The organism is Streptomyces sp. SID486 (assembly GCF_009865385.1).
GTDB lineage: Bacteria > Actinomycetota > Actinomycetes > Streptomycetales > Streptomycetaceae > Streptomyces.
On sequence record NZ_WWJT01000695.1, the window covers coordinates 1 to 19,612 of the forward strand.

Consider the following 19,612-nt stretch of genomic DNA (forward strand, 5'->3'; position numbering starts at 1 on the left):
GCCGAGCCGAGCCGAGCCGAGCCGAGCCGAGCTGAGCCGCGCCGAGCCGAGCCGAGCCGAGCCGAGCCGCGCCGAGCCGAGCCGAGCTGAGCCGAGCTGAGCCGAGCCGCGCCGAGCTGAGCCGCGCCGAGCCGAGCTGAGCCGCGCCGAGCCGCGTCCCGCCGTGCCGCTTCCGGCAGGGCGCCACTCGGCTGCCGCGACGGGCGCAGGAGGTCGTGCCGTGACGGGCGCAGGCGGCCGTGTCGCGGTGCGCGCGCGTGCCGTGTCGCGGTGCGCGCAGGTGGGTCCGTCACGGTGCGCGCAGGTGGGTCTGTCGGGGTGGACGCCGGGGAGAGCCCGTCACGGTGCGCGCAGGGGGGTCCGTCGGGGCGCTGGTCAGGGCCGGTCCGCCGGGGCGGTGCGGTCGCGGCAGGGAAGCGCGTCGGTCATCGCGGGCCACATGCGGGCGATGCCCAGCAGGGTCTCGGTACTGCCGTGCACCACTCCGGGCAGGGGGCGCGGGTCGGACGGTGGCATGCCGCCCAGTACCGCCCGGCGTGCCTGGCCCACGGCACCGGCGAGCGCGGCGGACGCGAGCCGGTCGTCGCGCACCCCTGCCCGTCGTGCGTGCCGGTGCGCCTGCTCGTAGGCGTCCGGCTGGACGTACGGCTGAAGCGTGAGCAGCGCGTCGTACGTCTCGATGGTCTGCCGGTGCGCCTGCAGGGACGGCGGACAGCGCGGCCACAGCACCTCCTGGAGCCGGGTCCGGCGGGGGCTGGCGAGGGCCACGTGGGGCACCGCCACGACAAGGTCCCGCCACAGCGGCCACAGCCGCCAGGTGGTCCGCAGCGCGGTGGCCGCCCGGGCCGTGGCGGTCGCGGTCGGCACCAGCAGGGAGGCCGCCCGCAGGAAGCCGTGCACACCCATGATCACGGACAGGTAGGGGAGCAGGCCAGGCGCGAGGCCGTAGAGGACGGGGAGGTAACCGCCCCAGAAGACGAGAGCGAGTACGCTGCCCGCCGCGAACAGCCGCAGTGACCAGACGAGATCACGCTCCGTCGTGCGCAGGCTGTACCGCCAGCAGACCACGAGGGCGACGGCGTCCCCCAGGATGTGGGCGACGACGAGGATCAGCCAGTAGGCGCCCGCGGCGGAGGCCGGCCGCTGGGCGGCCACCGTCCCCGCGGGCGAGGGGGCGACCCGCAGCAGATCCAGCACGAGCAACGACGCCAGGGCCGCCGTGAGCCCCACCGCGACACAGCGGCGCAGGCGCGGGGCACGGCCCGCGTCGAGCACGAAGAGAAGGACCAGTCCCGCGCTCAGGACCCCGATCAGATTGCGGGCGAGGGTCACCGCGTGGACGTGGACGCCGAGGGACGTCAGCCCGGTGACGATCCGGGGTTGGAAGAGGGTGATGGCGGTGGTCGCCGCCAGCACGGTCACCCACAGCCCGCGCAGCCGGGGCTGCCGCAGCGCGGGCCGGGCACGCCAGACCAGGGCGGACCACAGCATGAGGACGCTGACGAGTCCGACCCTGGCGGCCAGCTCACTCACCGGCATCGGCCGTCACTCCCAGGAACGCGCCGAGACGCCCCAGGGGACCGGCCACCGGGCCCGCCGTCCCGGCGCTCTGGATCAGGCTGGCGATCATCTCGGCTTCTTGTTCCTCGGTGGTCGTGTAACTGGTCCTGGCCATCAGCCGCCTGACGAGCTGCGGCTGTGGATCGGTCAGGAGCCGGCCGGCCGGCAGGTCACCGCCGCCCGCGACGCCGAGGACGGTCCGGTGGTGGTCGCACAGCACATGGCCGATCTCGTGGAGGATGATGTGCTCGCGGTGCAGCGGCGCGGTCCTGGCCTCGTAGAAGACGTAGTCGGCGTCGTCCGTGCCCAGCCAGAGCCCGCACGCCCCCGTGTCCGCCGCCTGCTCGGGCAGCTCCCGCAGCACGAGCGGGCGCCCTCTGAGCTCCTCCACCCGCGTACGGAGCGCCTCCAGGGAAAGCGACCGCTGCACCCCGAGATCACGCAGGATCGCGGTGCACCGGCGCCGCAGCGCGGCGTACTCGCTCGTTCTCCTCACCTGTCGTGTCACCCCTGTTCGCTGTTCTCACCGTTCTCACCGGCCGGAACGGCTGGGGCGTCTCTCCGTCTCCGTTCCGTCGGACAGGGCGCCCACGACGGGCGCACCCCACCCGTCTCCGACTCGCTCGGAGACCTCCTCGCCGGTGGAGCGGTCCGGCCGTGAAACACCCTGCCGGTACACGGAGATGGCCGAGTACGGCGTGGCCAACCTAAGCAGGTCGTCCGCCCTCTTGCACACGCCTGCCGCCCCTTTCGGACGCCGTTTGGCGAAAACCGTCTCCTGCCCGGCACGCCCGTCTCCGGCTCGGCACACCCGGTGGGGCGACGGGCGACCGGCACGTCGATCACCTCCTCCTGTGAGTGGCGTCACAGGGCGATGGGGGCGTCGTGGGCGGCCCGCCGTCGCCCCAGCGACGTCGCCGCGGGCGGCCGGCCCGTGGGACGAGCGCCGCACCACGGGTCTCCGCGGACCGCCTACCCTTGAACGCATGACCAGCAGCAGCGACCGGAGCCCGGCAGTGGACGTTCCCGCCCCCAAGAGTTACGAGATCCGCACCTACGGGTGCCAGATGAACGTCCACGATTCCGAGCGATTGGCCGGGCTGCTCGAAGAGGCCGGATATGTACGGGCCCCCGAGGGGGCGGACGGCGACGCGGACGTCGTCGTCTTCAACACCTGCGCGGTGCGGGAGAACGCCGACAACCGGCTGTACGGCAACCTCGGCCGGCTGGCGCCGAGGAAGACGTCCCGCCCCGGTATGCAGATCGCGGTCGGCGGCTGCCTGGCCCAGAAGGACCGGGACACCATCGTGAAGAAGGCGCCCTGGGTGGACGTCGTCTTCGGCACGCACAACATCGGCAAGCTGCCCGTCCTGCTGGAGCGCGCCCGCGTCCAGGAAGAGGCGCAGGTCGAGATCGCCGAGTCGCTGGAGGCGTTCCCCTCCACGCTGCCGACCCGCCGCGAAAGCGCGTACGCGGCCTGGGTCTCCATCTCCGTCGGCTGCAACAACACGTGCACCTTCTGCATCGTCCCGGCCCTGCGCGGCAAGGAGAAGGACCGCCGTCCCGGCGACATCCTCGCCGAGATCGAGGCCCTCGTCGCAGAGGGCGTCTCGGAGATCACGCTGCTCGGCCAGAACGTCAACGCCTACGGCTCCGACATCGGCGACCGCGAGGCGTTCAGCAAGCTGCTGCGCGCGTGCGGCACCATCGAGGGGCTGGAGCGCGTCCGCTTCACCTCCCCGCACCCGCGCGACTTCACCGACGACGTGATCGAGGCCATGGCCGAGACGCCGAACGTGATGCCGCAGCTGCACATGCCGCTCCAGTCCGGCTCGGACACCGTCCTGAAGGCGATGCGCCGCTCGTACCGCCAGGAGCGGTACCTCGGGATCATCGAGAAGGTGCGGGCCGCCATCCCGCACGCCGCGATCACCACCGACATCATCGTGGGCTTCCCCGGCGAGACCGAGGAGGACTTCGAGCAGACGCTGCACGCCGTCCGCGAGGCCCGGTTCGCCCAGGCGTTCACCTTCCAGTACTCCAAGCGCCCCGGCACCCCCGCCGCGACCATGGACGGCCAGATCCCCAAGGAGGTCGTCCAGGCGCGGTACGAGCGGCTTGTCGCCCTCCAGGAGGAGATCTCCTGGGAGGAGAACAAGAAGCAGGTCGGCCGCACGCTGGAGCTGATGGTCGCGGAGGGCGAGGGCCGCAAGGACGGTGCCACCCACCGCCTCTCCGGCCGCGCCCCCGACAACCGCCTCGTCCACTTCACCAAGCCGGACGAGGACGTGCGCCCGGGTGACGTCGTCACCGTGGAGATCACCTACGCCGCTCCGCACCACCTCCTCGCCGAGGGCCCCGTCCTCGGCGTGCGCCGCACGCGCGCGGGCGACGCGTGGGAGAAGCGGACCGCCGCCGAGGCCGCCAAGCCGGCGGGCGTCATGCTCGGCCTGCCGAAGATCGGGGTGCCGGAGCCGCCGGTCGCCACGGGCAGCGGCTGCGGCTGCGACTGAGGTCCCGGTACGGGGATCGGCTGCGGCTGCGAGCGACGTCCCGGTACGGGGATCGGCTGCGGCTGCGACCGAGGTCCCGGCGCGGGGGTCGGCTGTGGCTGTGGATGCGGCCGAGGTCCCGGCCACAAACTCGGCCGCATGGTGCCGTGGTCCCCGCCGGGCGGTGACGGCGGTGACGGGTCCCGTCGTCGGGGGCTCCTCGGCCACCGCCGCCCACGCGACCGCTCGTACGGTGACCGGTCGACCGGCCTGTTGATCGAGGAGTGACGCGGCGCCCGCCCGCCGCGTTACGCTGCCGATCATGCTTGTCGCCGCCGCCGTCTGCCCCTGCCCGCCGCTGCTCGTGCCCGAGGTCGCCGCGGGTGCCGCGCCCGAACTGGACGCCGCGCGCGCGGCCTGCTCGGACGCGCTCGGTGTGCTCGCCGCCGGCCGCCCGGATCTGCTCGTGGTCCTCGGCACCGCCGGCCAGGGCGGCCGTGGCCCGTTCCCGCAGGGCACCCCGGGCACCTTCCGCGGCTTCGGGGTCGACCTCGACGTCCGTCTGGGGCCCGCCGCCCGTCCCGCGCCGGAGCGTGAGCTGCCTACCTCGCTGGCCGTCGGCGCCTGGCTGCTGGAGCGGACCGGGTGGGCCGACGCCCCCGTCGAGGGACTCGGCGTCGCGGAGACGCTGGAGCCGGAGCGGTGTGCGGAAACCGGGCGGGAGCTCGCAGGCCGGGCCGCGCGGGTGTGCCTGCTGGTGATGGGGGACGCCAGCGCCTGCCGCACGCTCAAGGCACCGGGATACCTGGACGAGCGGGCGGCGCCCTTCGACGCGGCGGCGGCCAGGGCGCTCGGCACGGCGGACGTGGCGGCCCTGCGGGCGCTCGACCCCGAGCTCGCCGCGGAACTGAAGGCCGCCGGGCGTGCTCCCTGGCAGATCCTGGCCGGGGCGGCGGAGAACACGGGCCTCGCCGGCAGCCTGCTGTACGAGGACGCACCGTACGGCGTGGGCTACCTGGTCGCCGCCTGGTCCTGACCGGCGATCCTCAGACGCACGATTCGTGACAGCCGCCGGACGGCCGGGAGCCGTGGCGCTCCTCGGTCGTCCTCGGCCGTCCGCCGTCGTCCTCGGGCGTCCGTGCCGTTGCTCTCGGCCGTCCGCCGTTGTCCTCGGGCGTCCGTGCCGTTGCCCTCGGCCGTCCGCCGTCGTCCGTGCCGTTGCTCTCGGCCGTCCGCGCAAACCCCCTGCCGCGTCCGCCGCCCGCCTGCCGCCGCTGTCCTCCGTCCCTTGCCGCCGCCGCTCCTCTGTCGTGCCGCAAGAACATCCGCTGCGCCGCAAGGACGCCTGCTGTGCCGCGGGGCGTCCGCAGGGAACGCAGGGAACGCAAGGCCGCAGGCCCGCAGGGCACGCAGGGCCGCAGAGAACGCAGCGATCGCAGAGCACGCAGGGAACGCAAGGCCGCAGGGCACGCAGAGACCTCCGGGGGCACCGCCGCGCGATCACCGGCGACGCCCCCGGAGGTCCCGGCTCACGAAGCCGGGGGCGGTCCCTCCGGGTGGGTCGGGGTCATCGGGTCGGGGGGCGTCGTCTGCGGACCGTCCTTGTGCGCGAGACGGTCCATCGCCTCCTTGGCCTTGCCCGTGCCCGCCTGGATCTTGTCGCTGTACTTGTGTTTGGTCCGGTCGTCGACGGCCTTCGCGGCCTTGTCGAGCCCGTGCTGGACCTTGTCCCCGTGCTGCCGCGCAAGGTCCGAGACCTTGTCCTTGGCCGGTCCCAGCTTGGCCTTCATGTTGTCCATCAGACCCATGGTCCACCTTCCCTCGCGGGGCAGTTACCTGCGGGCGCCCTCGCCGGCCTCGCTGTCGGCGGCCTCTCCGGCGGACTGCTGCCGGGGAATCCCGGTGCCCTCGGACCCGTCGTCCGTACCGGCGTCCGACCGTACGGCCTCGTCATCGCGTCCGTCCCCGACGGCCTCCGTGACCTCCGCCGCCCCGGCTTCCCCCGTTTCCGCCGACTCCGTCCGGCCCGTCCGCTCCGACTCGGCCGCTTCCGCTTCCGCTTCCGGTTCCGTGCCGGTCCGTGCCGCCGCGTCCGAGACCTCCGGAGTCGCCTTCGACCTGCCGAGAAGCCGTGCAAAAACGCCCATATTCACTCCATACGGTACTCGTGCGGGCGAATTCCCGCGTCGCCCGGTGCGTACGACTGCGCCGCCCGGGCCACCGCCTCCCGTGAACGGACCGGCGGTACCTCCCCACGGGCAACGACGCGGGACCCGCGCTGTCACGTAACTCGTTCGAGACCCCGTCCGGAGGTTTGCGAGACTGGTGCCGTGAGCAGTGCACCCCTCGCCCCCCGCGTCATCGCCGTCGTCGGACCCACCGCGGCCGGAAAGTCCGATCTCGGCGTCTTCCTGGCCCAGCAGCTGGACGGCGAGGTCGTCAACGCCGACTCGATGCAGCTGTACCGCGGGATGGACATCGGTACCGCCAAGCTGACGCCCGAGGAGCGGGGCGGCGTCCCGCATCACCTGCTGGACATCTGGGACGTGACCGTCACCGCGTCGGTCGCCGAGTACCAGAGACTCGCCCGCGAGCGGATCGACGCGCTGCTCGCGGAGGGCCGCTGGCCGATCCTGGTGGGCGGCTCCGGCCTCTACGTCCGTGGGGCGGTCGACAACCTGGAGTTCCCCGGCACCGACCCGGAGATCCGGGCCCGGCTGGAGGAGGAGCTGGCGCTGCGCGGCCCGGGCGCGCTGCACGCCCGGCTGGCCGCCGCCGACCCGGAGGCCGCCCGTGCGATTCTCCCGAGCAACGGCCGCCGTATCGTCCGGGCGCTGGAAGTGATCGAGATCACCGGCCAGCCCTTCACGGCCAATCTGCCGGGCCACGACTCCGTCTACGACACCGTCCAGATCGGCGTCGACGTGGCCCGTCCGGAGCTCGACGACCGCATCGCGCGGCGCGTCGACCGCATGTGGGACGAGGGCCTCGTCGACGAGGTGCGCGCGCTGGAGGCGCAGGGCCTGCGCGAGGGGCGCACGGCGTCGCGCGCGCTCGGCTACCAGCAGGTCCTCACGGCACTCGCCGGGGGATGCACCGAAGCGGAAGCGCGGGCCGAGACCGTGCGTGCCACCAAGCGCTTCGCGCGCCGCCAGGATTCCTGGTTCAGGCGCGATCCCCGGGTGCACTGGTTGAGTGGGGCCGCCGCGGACCGCGGGGAACTTCCGCACCAGGCCCTGGCGTTGCTCGAACGACCGGTCACAGCCTGATCACGTCATGGCATCGGGATGCGCCGCCGGTCATCGCGGCTCCCGGCGCCGTGCCATCATCGAGCTTCGATCGACCAAGTGGAGCCTAGTTGGGAGGGCGCGTGGCGATGGAGGCCGGCCCTCGCGACACCGCACGAAGTACCGAGCAGCTCGTCACCGAGGGTGACGATCCGCGCAGGGGCGAGGGGTGCCCGGGCGAGGACGCACCCGACGGTGCCGGCCTGGCCGGGAACCCCCCGACCATGGATCACCCGGCCGCGGCTCACCCGACCTCGGATCACCCGGCCGCGGGCCGCCTGGCCGAGGGCCGTTCCACCGCGGACCACCTGGCCGTGGTCCATCCGGCCCGGGACGCCTTGGCCGAGGACCGCCCGGCCACGGACCACCTGGCCGAGGACTCTTTCGTCGCGGACCGGCTGGCCGACGACGGACCCGACGACACCGCCGGCGGCGTCACCGCCGACGGACCGGCGCCCGAGGAGCTGTACCCGGGCGGCCCCGAGGTCGAGGTGGAGCTGCGCCCGCAGCGCCGGCTGCGCATCTGGCAGCTCGCCCCCATCGTGGCCCTCGCCGCCGTCGGCTCCCTGATGTTCGCCTTCCCGCTGGCCTTCGACTTCGGCGACAGCGGCGCGGTGATCGCCATGCTCGGTCTGCTGATCTGCTCCTGCGCGGCCGGCTGGGGCATGATGGCCGCGCGCAGGGTGGGCTACACCTGGCCGGGTCTGCCGAGCCGGGGCTCGGGCCGCCGCCCCGACTGGCGCGTCGTCGTCGGGTACGTCGTCCTGGTGGCCGTAGTGGTCGTCCTCGCCGTCTGGCGAGTGGCCCGGCTGCGCTGAGGCTCCCGGCGCGGGCGTCCGGAAACACCCACGGGCGGCCGCCGCACCGGTACCGGACCGGCGCCCCCACCGGCCCCTCCCTCCCTTCGGCCCGCTGTCGGAGCGACCCCGTACGATCGAGGAATGAGCACTCCGATCGCCTTCCTCAAGGGGCACGGCACCGAGAACGACTTCGTGATCATTCCGGACCCCGAGAACGCCCTCGACCTCTCCCCGGCCGCCGTCGCCTCCCTGTGCGACCGCCGGGCGGGCATCGGTGGCGACGGGGTGCTGCACGTCGTACGGTCCGCGGCACACCCCGAGGCCCGGGCGATGGCCGGCGAGGCCGAGTGGTTCATGGACTACCGCAACGGTGACGGCTCCGTCGCCGAGATGTGCGGCAACGGAGTCCGTGTGTTCGCGCGCTATCTCCAGCACGCCGGACATGTGGCCGAAGGCGACCTCGCCATCGCCACGCGCGGGGGCGTGAAGCAGGTGCACCTCGCGAAGAACGGTGACGTCACCGTCGGCATGGGCCGTGCGCGCCTCCCCGAAGGGGACGTCAATGTGGCCGTCGGCGAGCGGACCTGGCCCGCGCGGAACGTGAACATGGGCAACCCCCACGCCGTCGCCTTCGTGGCCGACCTGGCGCACGCCGGCGACCTGTACAGCGCGCCTCCGGTCAGCCCGTCGACCGCCTACCCAGACGGTGTGAACGTCGAGTTCGTCGTCGACCGCGGCCCCCGTCACGTCGCCATGCGCGTACACGAGCGCGGCTCCGGCGAGACCCGCTCGTGCGGCACGGGCGCGTGCGCCGTCGCCGTGGCCGCCGCCCGCCGGGACGGCACCGACCCGGCCGTCACCGGCACCCCGGCGACGTACACCGTCGACGTGCCCGGCGGGCGCCTGGTCATCACCGAGCGGCCCGACGGCGAGATCGAGATGACCGGTCCCGCGGTGATCGTCGCCGAGGGCGTGATCGACGCCGACTGGCGGGCCCGTACGCTCGGCTGAGGCGGGCGGAGCGTGGCCGGGGACCGTCCCGGCCACCCGGTCCGGCGGTCGCGGAGGTCCGAATGCGGCCCGGAGGCCGGAACGGTTCGAAACCGCGGACGAGTGCGGGGCACGTGACGCAAAATCTAAACCTCGTTTCCATCGCTCGAACGGGTGATCCGTTTCACGCTCGGCGAGAGGCGGTCGGTCGCACGTGGTGGGCTCGGTAGCATCAAGCACCGGCACGGACGGGGGAACGTCGCCATCCCTGAGCACCGTGTGCCCTGGGGCTCCGTCCGCCGGTCCACGAGCCGGAGGTGCCCATGAGTGCGGAGGCCACGAACCCTGCGACGGCTGGCCCGGTAGCGCCCGCAGCGCCACAAGCGATCACGGCGTCCCCGGCGCCGCGGAGAAAATCCCGGCCCCGGATCGACCTGCGCCGGCTCGGCCGCGCCGCGCTGCTCGGCCCCACCGCCCGCGGCAAGCTGCCCGACGCCATCGGCCACGTCGTGGAGGCGCACCGCGCCCACCACCCCGACGCCGACCTCGAACCCCTGCGCCGCGCCTACGTCCTGGCGGAGTCCTCCCACCGCGGCCAGATGCGCAAGAGCGGCGAGCCGTACATCACCCACCCGCTCGCCGTCACCCTGATCCTCGCCGAACTCGGCGCCGAGACGACGACGTTGACCGCCTCGCTGCTGCACGACACGGTCGAGGACACCGAGGTGACGCTGGAGCAGGTGGGGGAGCAGTTCGGGGAGGAAGTCCGATACCTGGTCGACGGCGTCACGAAACTGGAGAAGGTCGACTACGGAGCCGCCGCCGAGCCCGAGACCTTCCGCAAGATGCTCGTCGCCACCGGCAACGACGTGCGTGTGATGTCGATCAAACTCGCCGACCGGCTGCACAACATGCGCACCCTCGGCGTGATGCGCCCCGAGAAACAGGCACGGATCGCCAAGGTCACCCGAGACGTCCTCATCCCGCTCGCCGAACGCCTCGGTGTGCAGGCCCTCAAGACCGAGCTGGAGGACCTGGTCTTCGCCATCCTCCACCCCGAGGAGTACGAACACACCCGCGAGCTGATCGCGGAGAACGCCGCCCGCTCCGGCGACCCGCTCGCCGAGGTCGCCGACGAGATGCGCGGAGTGCTGCGCGAGGCCGACATCCCGGCCGAAGTCCTCATCCGGCCCCGGCACTTCGTCTCCGTCCACCGGGTGGCCCGCAAGCGCGGCCGACTGCGCGGCACCGACTTCGGCCGGCTGCTGGTGCTGGTGCAGGAGGACGCCGACTGCTACGCCGTCCTCGGCGAACTGCACACCTGCATGACCCCGGTGGTCTCGGAGTTCAAGGACTTCATCGCCGTACCGAAGTTCAACCTCTACCAGTCCCTGCACACCGCCGTCGCCCGCCCCGACGGCCAGGTCGTCGAAGTCCTCATCCGCACCCACCAGATGCACAAGGTCGCCGAAGCGGGTGTCGTGGCCCTCGGCAACCCGTACGCACCCGCGCCCCTCTCCGCACCCGCGCCCGAAACCCCCGCCGCCGGCACCCCCACGAGCGGCACCCCCACGAGCGGCACCCCCACGAGCGGAGCCACCGCGCCGGGCGTCGCCACGCCGGGCACCACCCCGTCCGGCACCACCCCGTCCGGCGCCGCCACCGCCGACGACGGCGTATCCGGGCCCGACGCCGCCGGCACCTCCGTCGACGGCGAGCGCGCCGACCCCACCCGTCCCGGCTGGCTCTCCCGCCTCCTCGACTGGCAGCAGGCCGCCCCGGACCCCGACACCTTCTGGTCCACCCTGCGCGAGGACCTCGCCCAGGACCGCGAGATCACCGTCTTCCGCCCCGACGGCGGCGCCCTCGGCCTGCCCGAGGGCGCCTCGTGCGTGGACGCCGCCTACGCGCAGTACGGCGAGGACGCCCACGCCTGCATCGGCGCCCGCGTCAACGGCCGCCTGGCCACCCTCAGCACGGTCCTGCGCGACGGCGACACGGTCCAGCTGCTCATGGGCCAGGACCCGGCCTCCGAGCCTTCCCGGGAGTGGCTGGACCACGCCCACACACCGGCCGCCCGCATCGCCATCCAGCGCTGGCTGGCGACCCATCCGGGCGGCGGCACCGACACGGGCACCGGAACCGACACGGGCACCGGAACCGACACGGGCACCGGAACCGGCACGAGCGGTGGGCCTTGTACGAGCGGTGGGCCCGGTACGGGCGCCGGTGCCGGCACGGTCGGCGGTCCCGGTGCGGTCGCCGGCACCGGCAGGAGCGGTGGGCCCGGCAGGGCCGAGCCGGGCGGCACCCGTACCGCCCGCGACGGGACCGCCGCCGGGCCCCACGCGGCACGGGCCGGGCACGGGGCCGTCGCGGACCACGCCACAGGCCGGTCCGCCCCCGCGTCCGCCACGTGGGCCGACGGCGACACCGGCACCGACGCGCCGGCCGGGGCGTCCGCAGCCGGGACCGGCACCCTCACCGGCGGTTCCTCCGCGCGGCCCACGGAAGCCCCTCACGCGCGGCCCGCGGACGGCGCCAGCCGTGCGCGCCCCGCGGACGGCGCCCTCCGCCCGCACCCCCGGCGCGCCGACGTCCTCGCGGACCGGCCGGGTGCCGCCGTACGGCTGGCCGGGTGCTGCACCCCGGTACCGCCGGACGAGATCACCGGGTTCGTGGTCCGCGGGGGAGTGGTGACCGTGCACCGCGCGCAGTGTGCCGCGGTGGCCCACATGACGAGCAGGGGGCGCCCGGAGATCGGCGTGCGCTGGGGGGACACCACGGAGTGCCGGGTCACCCTGGTCGCCGAATCGTTCGGCCGGCCCCATCTGCTCGCCGACCTCACCGAGGCGATCGCCCTGGAGGGCGCCGAGATCGTCTCCGCCACCGTCGAACCCCCCAGCCAGCAGCGGGTGCGCCACACCTACACCCTCCAGCTCCCCGACGCCGCCCACCTCCCGGCCCTGATGCGCGCCATGCGGGACGTACCGGGGGTGTACGACGTGAGCAGGGCGCAGCCGCAGGCCCCGGACTCCTGACGACGGCGTCCGGCTTACCCGTTCGGGTGGGCCGGGCGCGCGTCGCCGCCGCGGGGCGGGTGCGTCCTGGTAGCGGTGGTCCATGCCGCTCACCCCCCGCCCCCGCCCCCGTACCCAGCCCGAGGCCACCCCCCACCGGCCCTGCCCGCACCAGCCCGAGCCCTCCGGGCGCCGGATCCGGTCCAGGGTGTTCCGGCACCGGAGGGCGGCCCTGCTCGCCTCCGCCGTGTCCGTCTGCCTGGTCGCCGCCGCGGCCCCGGCCGAACCCCTCGGTGTCGGCGACCGGCTCTTCCCGTACCTGGGCAACCCGGGGTACGACGTCGCCGCGTACGACCTGTCCCTCACCTACCCCGGCAGCAACGACAAGCCGCTGGAGGCCGTCACCACCATCGACGCCTGGACCACCGCCGACCTGGAACACCTCAACCTCGACTTCGCGCACGGCACCGTCCGCTCCGTCGAGGTCGACGGGCGCCCCGCCCGCTTCGCGAGCGCGGGCGAGGACCTGGTCGTCACCCCGGAGCACCCCCTCGGCAAGCGCGGTTGGACCCGGATCACCGTGCGGCACACCAGCGACCCCGTCTCCGGCAAGGACCAGGAGGGCGGCTGGGTGCGCACCTCCGACGGTCTCGCCATGGCGAACCAGGCCGACGCCGCCCACCTGGTGTTCCCGTGCAACGACCATCCGTCCGACAAGGCGATGTTCACCTTCCGGATCACCGCGCCGAACGGCTACACCGCCGTCGCCAACGGCCTGCCCGTCGGAGCCGACCGGACCGGCGACACCACCACCTGGACCTACCGCACCCAGCACCCCATGGCCACCGAACTCGCCCAGGTGTCCATCGGCCGCTCCGCCGTGGTGCACCGCGACGGACCGCACGAGCTGCCCCTGCGCGACGTCGTGCCCGCCGCCGACCGCAAGGCCCTCGAACCGTGGCTCGCCAAGACGCCCGACCAGGTCGCCTGGCTGGAGAGCAAGGTCGGCCGGTACCCCTTCGAGACCTATGGCGTGCTCATGGCGCAGGCGTCCACGGGCTTCGAGCTGGAGACGCAGACCCTCTCCCTCTTCGAGAAGCAGCTGTTCACCGAGCCCGGCTACCCCAAGTGGTACATCGAGTCGATCATGGTGCACGAGCTGTCCCACCAGTGGTTCGGCGACAGCGTCACCCCGCGCAGCTGGTCCGACGTCTGGCTGAACGAGGGCCATGCCACCTGGTACGAGGCGCTGTACGCCGAGGAGACCGCGCAGCGGCCCATGGAGCAGCGGATGAAGGCCGCCTACGGTGCCTCCGACCGCTGGCGCGAGGCCGGCGGCCCGCCCGCCCGGCCCAAGGCACCGGCCCCGGGACAGAAGATCAGCATCTTCCGCCCGAACATCTACGACGGCGCCGCCCTCGCCCTCTACGCCCTGCGGCAGGAGATCGGCCGCCCGGCCTTCGAGCGGCTGGAGCGGATCTGGGTCCGGGAGCACCGCGACGCCACCGCCACCACGGCCGACTTCGTCCGACTGGCCTCGACCGTGGCCGGCCGCGACCTCAGCGGCTTCCTGGAGCCCTGGCTGTACGGTGCGAAGACCCCACCGATGCCCGGTCACCCCGACTGGAAGCCGACGGCGTCGGCCAAGGCGGCCGAGCCCCGCACCCGGCGATAACCCGGTGACGAGACGTGCCGTACCGTGCGACCATCTACCGGTCGGCGCGGACACGGGACGCGGGAATCTCCCGGGGTACCCGTGCGTTGAACAAGGCGAGCGGCCCGGATGGCCGCCGCACCGACGCCGTAACGGCACTCTCATCGACGTAAGGATCCAATGACCTCCTCTTCTTCCCCTTCCCAGGACACCAAGCGCCTCGCGCACGCCTACCCCGAGGGTCTTCGGGCCGATGCCCTGATGGAAGAGGACGTCGCCTGGAGCCACGAGATCGACGGCGAGCGTGACGGTGACCAGTTCGACCGCACCGAGCGCGCGGCCCTGCGCCGCGTGGTCGGTCTGTCCACCGAGCTGGAAGACGTCACCGAGGTCGAGTACCGCCAGCTCCGCCTGGAGCGGGTCGTGCTCGTCGGGGTGTGGACCACCGGCACCGCGCAGGACGCCGACAACTCCCTCGCGGAGCTGGCCGCCCTCGCGGAGACCGCGGGCGCCCTCGTGCTCGACGGCGTCATCCAGCGCCGTGACAAGCCCGACGCGGCCACCTACATCGGCTCCGGCAAGGCGCTGGAGCTGCGCGACATCGTCGTCGAAACGGGCGCGGACACCGTCATCTGCGACGGTGAACTGAGCCCCGGCCAGCTGATCCAGCTGGAGGACGTCGTCAAGGTCAAGGTCATCGACCGGACCGCCCTGATCCTGGACATCTTCGCCCAGCACGCCAAGTCCCGGGAGGGCAAGGCGCAGGTCGCGCTCGCGCAGATGCAGTACATGCTGCCGAGGCTGCGCGGCTGGGGCCAGTCGCTGTCCCGGCAGATGGGCGGTGGCCGCGGCGGCCTCGCCACGCGTGGCCCCGGTGAGACCAAGATCGAGACGGACCGGCGCCGGATCCGCGAGAAGATGGCGAAGATGCGCCGGGAGATCGCGGACATGAAGACCGGCCGCGAGATCAAGCGCCAGGAGCGCCGGCGCAACAAGGTGCCGTCCGTCGCCATCGCGGGCTACACCAACGCCGGCAAGTCCTCGCTGCTCAACCGCCTCACCGGCGCCGGCGTCCTGGTCGAGAACGCCCTGTTCGCGACCCTGGACCCGACCGTCCGCCGGGCGGAGACCCCGAGCGGCCGGCTGTACACGCTGGCGGACACCGTCGGCTTCGTCCGGCACCTGCCGCACCACTTGGTCGAGGCGTTCCGCTCCACCATGGAGGAGGTCGGCGACTCCGACCTCATCCTGCACGTGGTGGACGGCTCGCACCCCGTCCCGGAGGAGCAGCTCGCCGCCGTACGCGAGGTGATCCGGGACGTCGGCGCCACCGACGTACCCGAGATCGTCGTGATCAACAAGGCGGACGCGGCCGACCCGCTGGTCCTCCAGCGGCTGCTCAGGGTCGAGAAGCGCTCCATCGCCGTCTCGGCCCGCACCGGCCTTGGCATCGAGGAACTGCTCGCCCTGATCGACGACGAGCTGCCGCGCCCCTCGGTCGAGGTCGAGGCGCTCGTGCCCTACACGCACGGCAAGCTCGTCGCCCGCGCCCACACCGAGGGCGAGGTGATCTCCGAGGAGCACACCGCGGAGGGCACCCTGCTCAAGGTCCGGGTGCACGAGGAACTGGCTGCGGACCTGGCGCCCTACGCACCGGTCTCCGCGGCCTGACCCACCACGGCAGCACGAAGGCCCGCCACCCGGCTCGGGTGACGGGCCTTCGCCATGCCGCACAGCCCTTCGCCATGCGCACGGCCTCGCGCCTGGCGCGTCACGCGCCGCAGCACGCGCGACCGCGTCATGCGCACGGTCTCCGCGCCTGCCGGGTCGTGCGGACGGCCCTGCGCGCGACCGCCTCATGCGCACGGCCTCGCGCCTACCGCCTCATGCGCCGCCGCACGCCTACCGGCCGGCGAACTGCTTGCTCACCGACTCGTACACGCCCTTGGCGACGTCGCCCAGCCGGGGACCCGCCAGCCAGCCCGCGCTCACCGGCCCGATGGACGTGTTGGACACCAGCACGGGCTTGCCGTCGGAACCCGTCTCCACCCAGCCGCCGCCGGAGGAACCACCGGTCATCGTGCACCCGATGCGGTACATCGTCGGGTCGGCCTGCTCGATGGAGAGCCGGCCCGGCTTGTCCTGGCACTGGTACAGCAGCTGACCGTCGTACGGCGCCGCCGCCGGGTAGCCGGACGCGGTGATGCTCTGCACCTTCGCCACGGCCGGAGCGTCGAAGTTCACCGGCAGCGCCCCGCCGACCGTCTCCTCCAGCGACTTGCCGTCGCTGCCCTGCTCCGGCGTCACGTGGATGACAGCGAAGTCGTAGGAGGCGCCGTCGCCGCCCGTCTCGCCGCCCTTGTTGATCCACTGCTGCGAGGTCTTCGCCGCGTCGGCCCACCACACGCCGTACGGCGCGATCTCGGACCGGCTGGCGTTCTCCAGCTCGGCCGACGACCTGCCCTGGTCGTTGTACGACGGCACGAAGGCGAGGTTGCGGTACCAGCCGCCCTTCTTGCCGGCGTGCACACAGTGACCGGCCGTCCAGACGAGGTTGGACTTGCCCGGGTGCGCCGGATCCTGCACGACCGTCGCCGAGCACACCATGGTGCCGCCGGGAGCGTCGAAGAGCAGCTTCCCCGAGGTGGCCGCACTGCTGTGGTACGGAGGCGTGGCCGCCTTCGCCTGCACCGGCCGCGGGGTCGGGTCCGTCACCCCCTGGTCACCGGAGATGTCGTTGTCGTCGACGCCCTTGTCCGGGTCGTCGGCGTCACGCATCCGGTCCGGGTTCCACAGGCCCGCGATGATCGGGTTGACGAAGTCGTTGGCCTCGCGCAGCCAGTCGTCCTTGTTCCAGTTCTTCCAGGCGCCGTTCTTCCACTTGTCGATGTCGATCCCGTGCTCCTTGAGCCTCCGCTTCAGGTCGTCCGGGATCCTGATCTTTCCGTCGCCGGTGCCCGCCGCGGTCGCGGTGGCGGTCGGGTCGCCGTTGGCGTTGTCGTCACCGTCGCCGTTGCAGGCGGTGGCGGTCAGCGCCAGGGCCGAGACGAGAGCGACCGCCGTCAGCGAGGTCGAGGTGCGGCGACCGCCCCTTCCTCGCCGAACGGTGAACGACGGCCGTATGGATCGCATGTTCTTGACTCCCCTGCTGTGAAAGGAACTCGGCGCTCCGGCCCCGACACCGGCGGTGAACTCGTGGACGGTTCATGCCGGTCTCACGACCTTCCGGGAACGGCATCACACACTATGCGGTCCCAGTGGGGGAGTTCTGCCGGGTCCGCAACGGTTCCGTCACAGGCCGCCTGAACAGGACGCCGACGTAACCGCGGCTGCCGGTCGCCCCTCCTCGTTCTCCGCCCACCCGTGCACCAGGCCGGCATGCGGTGCCACCTGCGCCGCCCCGCCAAGGATCTCAAGGCGACCCGTAACCGCCCGCACGGTGCGCTGTTGTAGCCGGTGGGGCCTGCCGCCTGCGTCCGGCCCCGAGGAGCAACTCGCCTTTGAGGAGCGGGGAGGACAGTACGCCGTGGCCGTTACGGAGTCGATGGCGGGAGGCACACCCGGGGAGGTGCCGGCCGCGCACGAGGGCATCCTGAGGCGCCAGTCGGCGCGCGAGTCCTCGGCGCGCACCTACGCGCGCGCACTGCCCATCGTCCCGGTGCGGGCGCGAGGGCTCACCATCGAGGGCGCGGACGGCCGCCGTTATCTGGACTGCCTCTCCGGTGCCGGCACCCTCGCCCTGGGCCACAACCACCCGGTCGTGCTGGAAGCCGTCCGCGGGGTCCTCGACTCCGGCGCACCCCTCTCCGTCCTCGATCTCGCGACCCCCGTCAAGGACGCTTTCACCACCGAGCTGTTCCGCACCCTGCCGCCCGGCCTCGCCGACCGTGCCCGCGTGCAGTTCTGCGGTCCGGCCGGCACCGACGCCGTCGAGGCCGCTCTCAAGCTGGTCCGCGCCGCGACCGGCCGCACCGGCGTCCTCACGTTCACCGGCGCCTACCACGGCATGACCGCCGGCGCCCTCGCCGCCTCCGGTGGCGCCCACGACGTCCAGGTCGCCCGCCTGCCCTATCCGCAGGACTACCGCTGCCCGTTCGGTATCGGAGGCCCCGCCGGCGCCGAACTCTCCGCCCGCTGGACCGAGTCCCTGCTGGACGACCCCAAGTCCGGCGTACCCCGGCCGGCCGGCATGATCCTCGAACCCGTCCAGGGTGAGGGCGGAGTGATCCCCGCACCGGACGACTGGCTGCGCCGCATGCGACAGCTCACGGCGGACCGCTCCGTCCCCCTGATCGCCGACGAGATCCAGACCGGAGTCGGCCGCACGGGCGCGTTCTGGGCCGTCGACCACAGCGGTATCACCCCCGACGTCATGGTCCTCTCCAAGGCCATCGGCGGCAGCCTCCCACTGGCCGTGATCGTCTACCGCGACGACCTCGACACCTGGCAGCCCGGTGCCCACGCCGGCACCTTCCGCGGCAACCAGCTGGCCATGGCCGCCGGCACCGCCACCCTCGCCTACGTCCGCGAGAACGCCCTCGCCGAGCGAGCCGCCGTTCTCGGCTCCCGCATGCTGAGCCGACTCGCCGAACTCGCCCGCGTCCACGACTGCGTGGGGGACGTACGGGGACGCGGACTGATGATCGGCATCGAACTGGTCACCCCGGGACTCGACCCGATCACCTCCGACGCGAGCCCCGGCGCCGACGACTCGGCCGCCCGCCGCGGTGACTTCGGTGGCCCTGGCACGCAGGACGCCCCCGGTCTCCGGCCGAGCGGCCCGGTGCCCCGCCACACTCCGCTCCCGGCCGCGCCCGAACTGGCCGCCGCAGTACAGCGCGAGTGTCTCCGAAGGGGGCTGATCGTCGAACTGGGCGGTCGGCACGCGTCCGTGATCCGGCTGCTTCCACCCCTGACGATCACCGACGAGCAGGCGACGGCGGTCCTCGACCGCCTGGCCGACGCGATCGACGCGGCGGCCCACCACCACAGACCCGACGGTCACGCGCTCGACGGCAACGAGCCCCACGGCCCGCACCAGCGACGCCACCCCGACGCCGCCCCATGTGCGGGCTGAACTCGACGCAGACATCTCGTACACCACCTTTCCGACCTCGCTCCCGGACACCCAGGCCGTTCCACCGCCCGCCCGACAACGGCTCCCGGGCCAGGGCGGCCGAGCGGGTTCCGGAACCGAGCCCCGCGCCACCTCACTCCAGCCCCAGAGGAGCCGTCATGAACGCCACCCCCACCCCCGACGGCCGATCCGGTGCCCCCGACGACCACGGGGACTCCGGCATCCCACCCTCTGCCGTACCGCTCACCGACTCGGTCCCCCAGCAGAAGAAGCGGGAGGTGGGCCCCACCCGGCGGGCACCGCACGACGCCGACCCGCTGGAGGATCCGGATCCCCACACCGCCGCTCAGGCCGCCGCCGTCGAGAGCCTCCTGCGGTGCTGGGCCCGCGAGACCGGCCTCACCGCTCCCACGGCCGAGACCCTGCGCATCCCCCTGCCCGCCAGCGGCACGGCCCTGCTCGCGCCGGTCCTGTACTGGTCCCCGACGGGCTGGCACCGCTTCGGCCCACCGCGCCTCGCCTGCGCACCCGGCAGCGCGCCACCCGTCGACGCAGTCACCCTCGCGGCCCTGATCAGCAGGGAACCGGCCGGGAGCGCGGCCGGTACCGCACACGCTCCGGCCCCCACCACCTCCGTCACCACCACATCCGCCCCCGGCGACGGCCCCGACGCCGCTCCCACTTCCCCTGAAAACACCGTCCCCACTGCCGGCCAGGCCACCACCGCCGACC

General features: G+C 73.3%; 14 protein-coding genes and 1 pseudogene. 10 read left to right on the forward strand and 5 right to left on the reverse strand.

All coding sequences use genetic code 11. The features are described from left to right. Positions 1-375 precede the first annotated feature (375 nt). Positions 376-1,539 carry an MAB_1171c family putative transporter gene (locus tag GT045_RS32355; protein ID WP_202529220.1) on the reverse strand — a complete coding sequence of 388 codons (1,164 nt, stop codon included), beginning with the start codon at positions 1,537-1,539 and terminating at the stop codon, positions 376-378. Next, positions 1,526-2,056, reverse strand: coding sequence for a regulator component (locus tag GT045_RS32360; protein WP_161294324.1), 531 nt, complete (start codon positions 2,054-2,056; stop codon positions 1,526-1,528). Before GT045_RS32360 ends, GT045_RS32355 begins: the two co-directional genes overlap by 14 nt. 490 nt (positions 2,057-2,546) lie before the next feature. Here GT045_RS32360 and miaB point away from each other — a divergent pair, with 490 nt between their 5' ends. Both miaB and GT045_RS32370 read left to right on the forward strand, forming a co-directional pair. After that, complete coding sequence (miaB, locus tag GT045_RS32365) at positions 2,547-4,073, forward strand: tRNA (N6-isopentenyl adenosine(37)-C2)-methylthiotransferase MiaB (RefSeq protein ID WP_202529221.1); 1,527 nt, start codon at positions 2,547-2,549, stop codon at positions 4,071-4,073. Between the two features lie 301 nt (positions 4,074-4,374). Further along, a complete protein-coding gene (locus GT045_RS32370) occupies positions 4,375-5,088 on the forward strand; it encodes a class III extradiol dioxygenase subunit B-like domain-containing protein (RefSeq protein WP_202529222.1) in 714 nt (237 codons plus the stop codon). A 493-nt stretch (positions 5,089-5,581) separates the two neighbouring features. On the opposite strand, the gene GT045_RS32375 is transcribed toward GT045_RS32370, so the two are convergent. Together GT045_RS32375 and GT045_RS32380 are read right to left on the reverse strand one after the other, a co-directional pair. Then, positions 5,582-5,860 (reverse strand): antitoxin, encoded by a 279-nt coding sequence (locus tag GT045_RS32375; RefSeq protein WP_161298217.1) that lies wholly within the window; start codon positions 5,858-5,860, stop codon positions 5,582-5,584. Between the two features lie 24 nt (positions 5,861-5,884). After that, entirely contained in the window at positions 5,885-6,199 is a 315-nt protein-coding gene (locus GT045_RS32380) for a hypothetical protein (protein ID WP_161336367.1), read from the reverse strand. Positions 6,200-6,382: 183 nt separating this feature from the next. On the opposite strand from GT045_RS32380, the gene miaA reads away from it, so the two are divergent. The 6 genes from miaA (at position 6,383) to hflX (ending at position 15,474) form a co-directional block, all read left to right on the forward strand. Beyond that, positions 6,383-7,321, forward strand: a complete 939-nt coding sequence (miaA, locus tag GT045_RS32385) for a tRNA (adenosine(37)-N6)-dimethylallyltransferase MiaA (protein ID WP_161298219.1) — start codon at positions 6,383-6,385, stop codon at positions 7,319-7,321. A gap of 386 nt (positions 7,322-7,707) precedes the next feature. Then, the gene (locus GT045_RS40160) at positions 7,708-8,157 is read left to right on the forward strand and encodes a hypothetical protein (RefSeq protein ID WP_237539049.1); all 450 of its coding nucleotides are present in this window, start codon (positions 7,708-7,710) and stop codon (positions 8,155-8,157) included. 123 nt (positions 8,158-8,280) lie between these two features. Next, positions 8,281-9,150, forward strand: a complete 870-nt coding sequence (gene dapF, locus GT045_RS32395) for a diaminopimelate epimerase (RefSeq protein ID WP_161336368.1) — start codon at positions 8,281-8,283, stop codon at positions 9,148-9,150. A gap of 302 nt (positions 9,151-9,452) precedes the next feature. Continuing rightward, positions 9,453-12,170 carry an HD domain-containing protein gene (locus GT045_RS39200; RefSeq protein ID WP_202529223.1) on the forward strand — a complete coding sequence of 906 codons (2,718 nt, stop codon included), beginning with the start codon at positions 9,453-9,455 and terminating at the stop codon, positions 12,168-12,170. A gap of 82 nt (positions 12,171-12,252) precedes the next feature. Beyond that, positions 12,253-13,824 (forward strand): M1 family metallopeptidase, encoded by a 1,572-nt coding sequence (locus GT045_RS32420; RefSeq protein ID WP_161336369.1) that lies wholly within the window; start codon positions 12,253-12,255, stop codon positions 13,822-13,824. 159 nt (positions 13,825-13,983) lie between these two features. Beyond that, entirely contained in the window at positions 13,984-15,474 is a 1,491-nt protein-coding gene (gene hflX, locus GT045_RS32425; RefSeq protein WP_161295633.1) for a GTPase HflX, read from the forward strand. A gap of 231 nt (positions 15,475-15,705) precedes the next feature. Here the strand turns inward: hflX and GT045_RS32430 are convergent, their stop codons facing one another. Further along, positions 15,706-16,935 carry a hypothetical protein gene (locus tag GT045_RS32430; RefSeq protein ID WP_202529224.1) on the reverse strand — a complete coding sequence of 410 codons (1,230 nt, stop codon included), beginning with the start codon at positions 16,933-16,935 and terminating at the stop codon, positions 15,706-15,708. A 412-nt stretch (positions 16,936-17,347) separates the two neighbouring features. Here GT045_RS32430 and GT045_RS32435 point away from each other — a divergent pair, with 412 nt between their 5' ends. Both GT045_RS32435 and GT045_RS40165 read left to right on the forward strand, forming a co-directional pair. After that, positions 17,348-18,880 (forward strand): diaminobutyrate--2-oxoglutarate transaminase family protein, encoded by a 1,533-nt coding sequence (locus tag GT045_RS32435; RefSeq protein ID WP_161336376.1) that lies wholly within the window; start codon positions 17,348-17,350, stop codon positions 18,878-18,880. Between the two features lie 158 nt (positions 18,881-19,038). Further along, a pseudogene (locus tag GT045_RS40165) lies at positions 19,039-19,612 on the forward strand (iron transporter); the annotation flags it as partial.

Coding starts and splice junctions, on each gene's coding strand:
- GT045_RS32435 (WP_161336376.1), top strand. CDS start 17,348: ATGGCGGGAGGCACACCCGGGGAGGTGCCGGCCGCGCACGAGGGCATC.
- GT045_RS32430 (WP_202529224.1), bottom strand. CDS start 16,935: ATGCGATCCATACGGCCGTCGTTCACCGTTCGGCGAGGAAGGGGCGGT.
- GT045_RS32375 (WP_161298217.1), bottom strand. CDS start 5,860: ATGGGTCTGATGGACAACATGAAGGCCAAGCTGGGACCGGCCAAGGAC.
- GT045_RS32370 (WP_202529222.1), top strand. CDS start 4,375: ATGCTTGTCGCCGCCGCCGTCTGCCCCTGCCCGCCGCTGCTCGTGCCC.
- dapF (WP_161336368.1), top strand. CDS start 8,281: ATGAGCACTCCGATCGCCTTCCTCAAGGGGCACGGCACCGAGAACGAC.
- GT045_RS32420 (WP_161336369.1), top strand. CDS start 12,253: ATGCCGCTCACCCCCCGCCCCCGCCCCCGTACCCAGCCCGAGGCCACC.
- GT045_RS32380 (WP_161336367.1), bottom strand. CDS start 6,199: ATGGGCGTTTTTGCACGGCTTCTCGGCAGGTCGAAGGCGACTCCGGAG.
- hflX (WP_161295633.1), top strand. CDS start 13,984: ATGACCTCCTCTTCTTCCCCTTCCCAGGACACCAAGCGCCTCGCGCAC.
- GT045_RS39200 (WP_202529223.1), top strand. CDS start 9,453: ATGAGTGCGGAGGCCACGAACCCTGCGACGGCTGGCCCGGTAGCGCCC.
- GT045_RS32355 (WP_202529220.1), bottom strand. CDS start 1,539: ATGCCGGTGAGTGAGCTGGCCGCCAGGGTCGGACTCGTCAGCGTCCTC.
- miaB (WP_202529221.1), top strand. CDS start 2,547: ATGACCAGCAGCAGCGACCGGAGCCCGGCAGTGGACGTTCCCGCCCCC.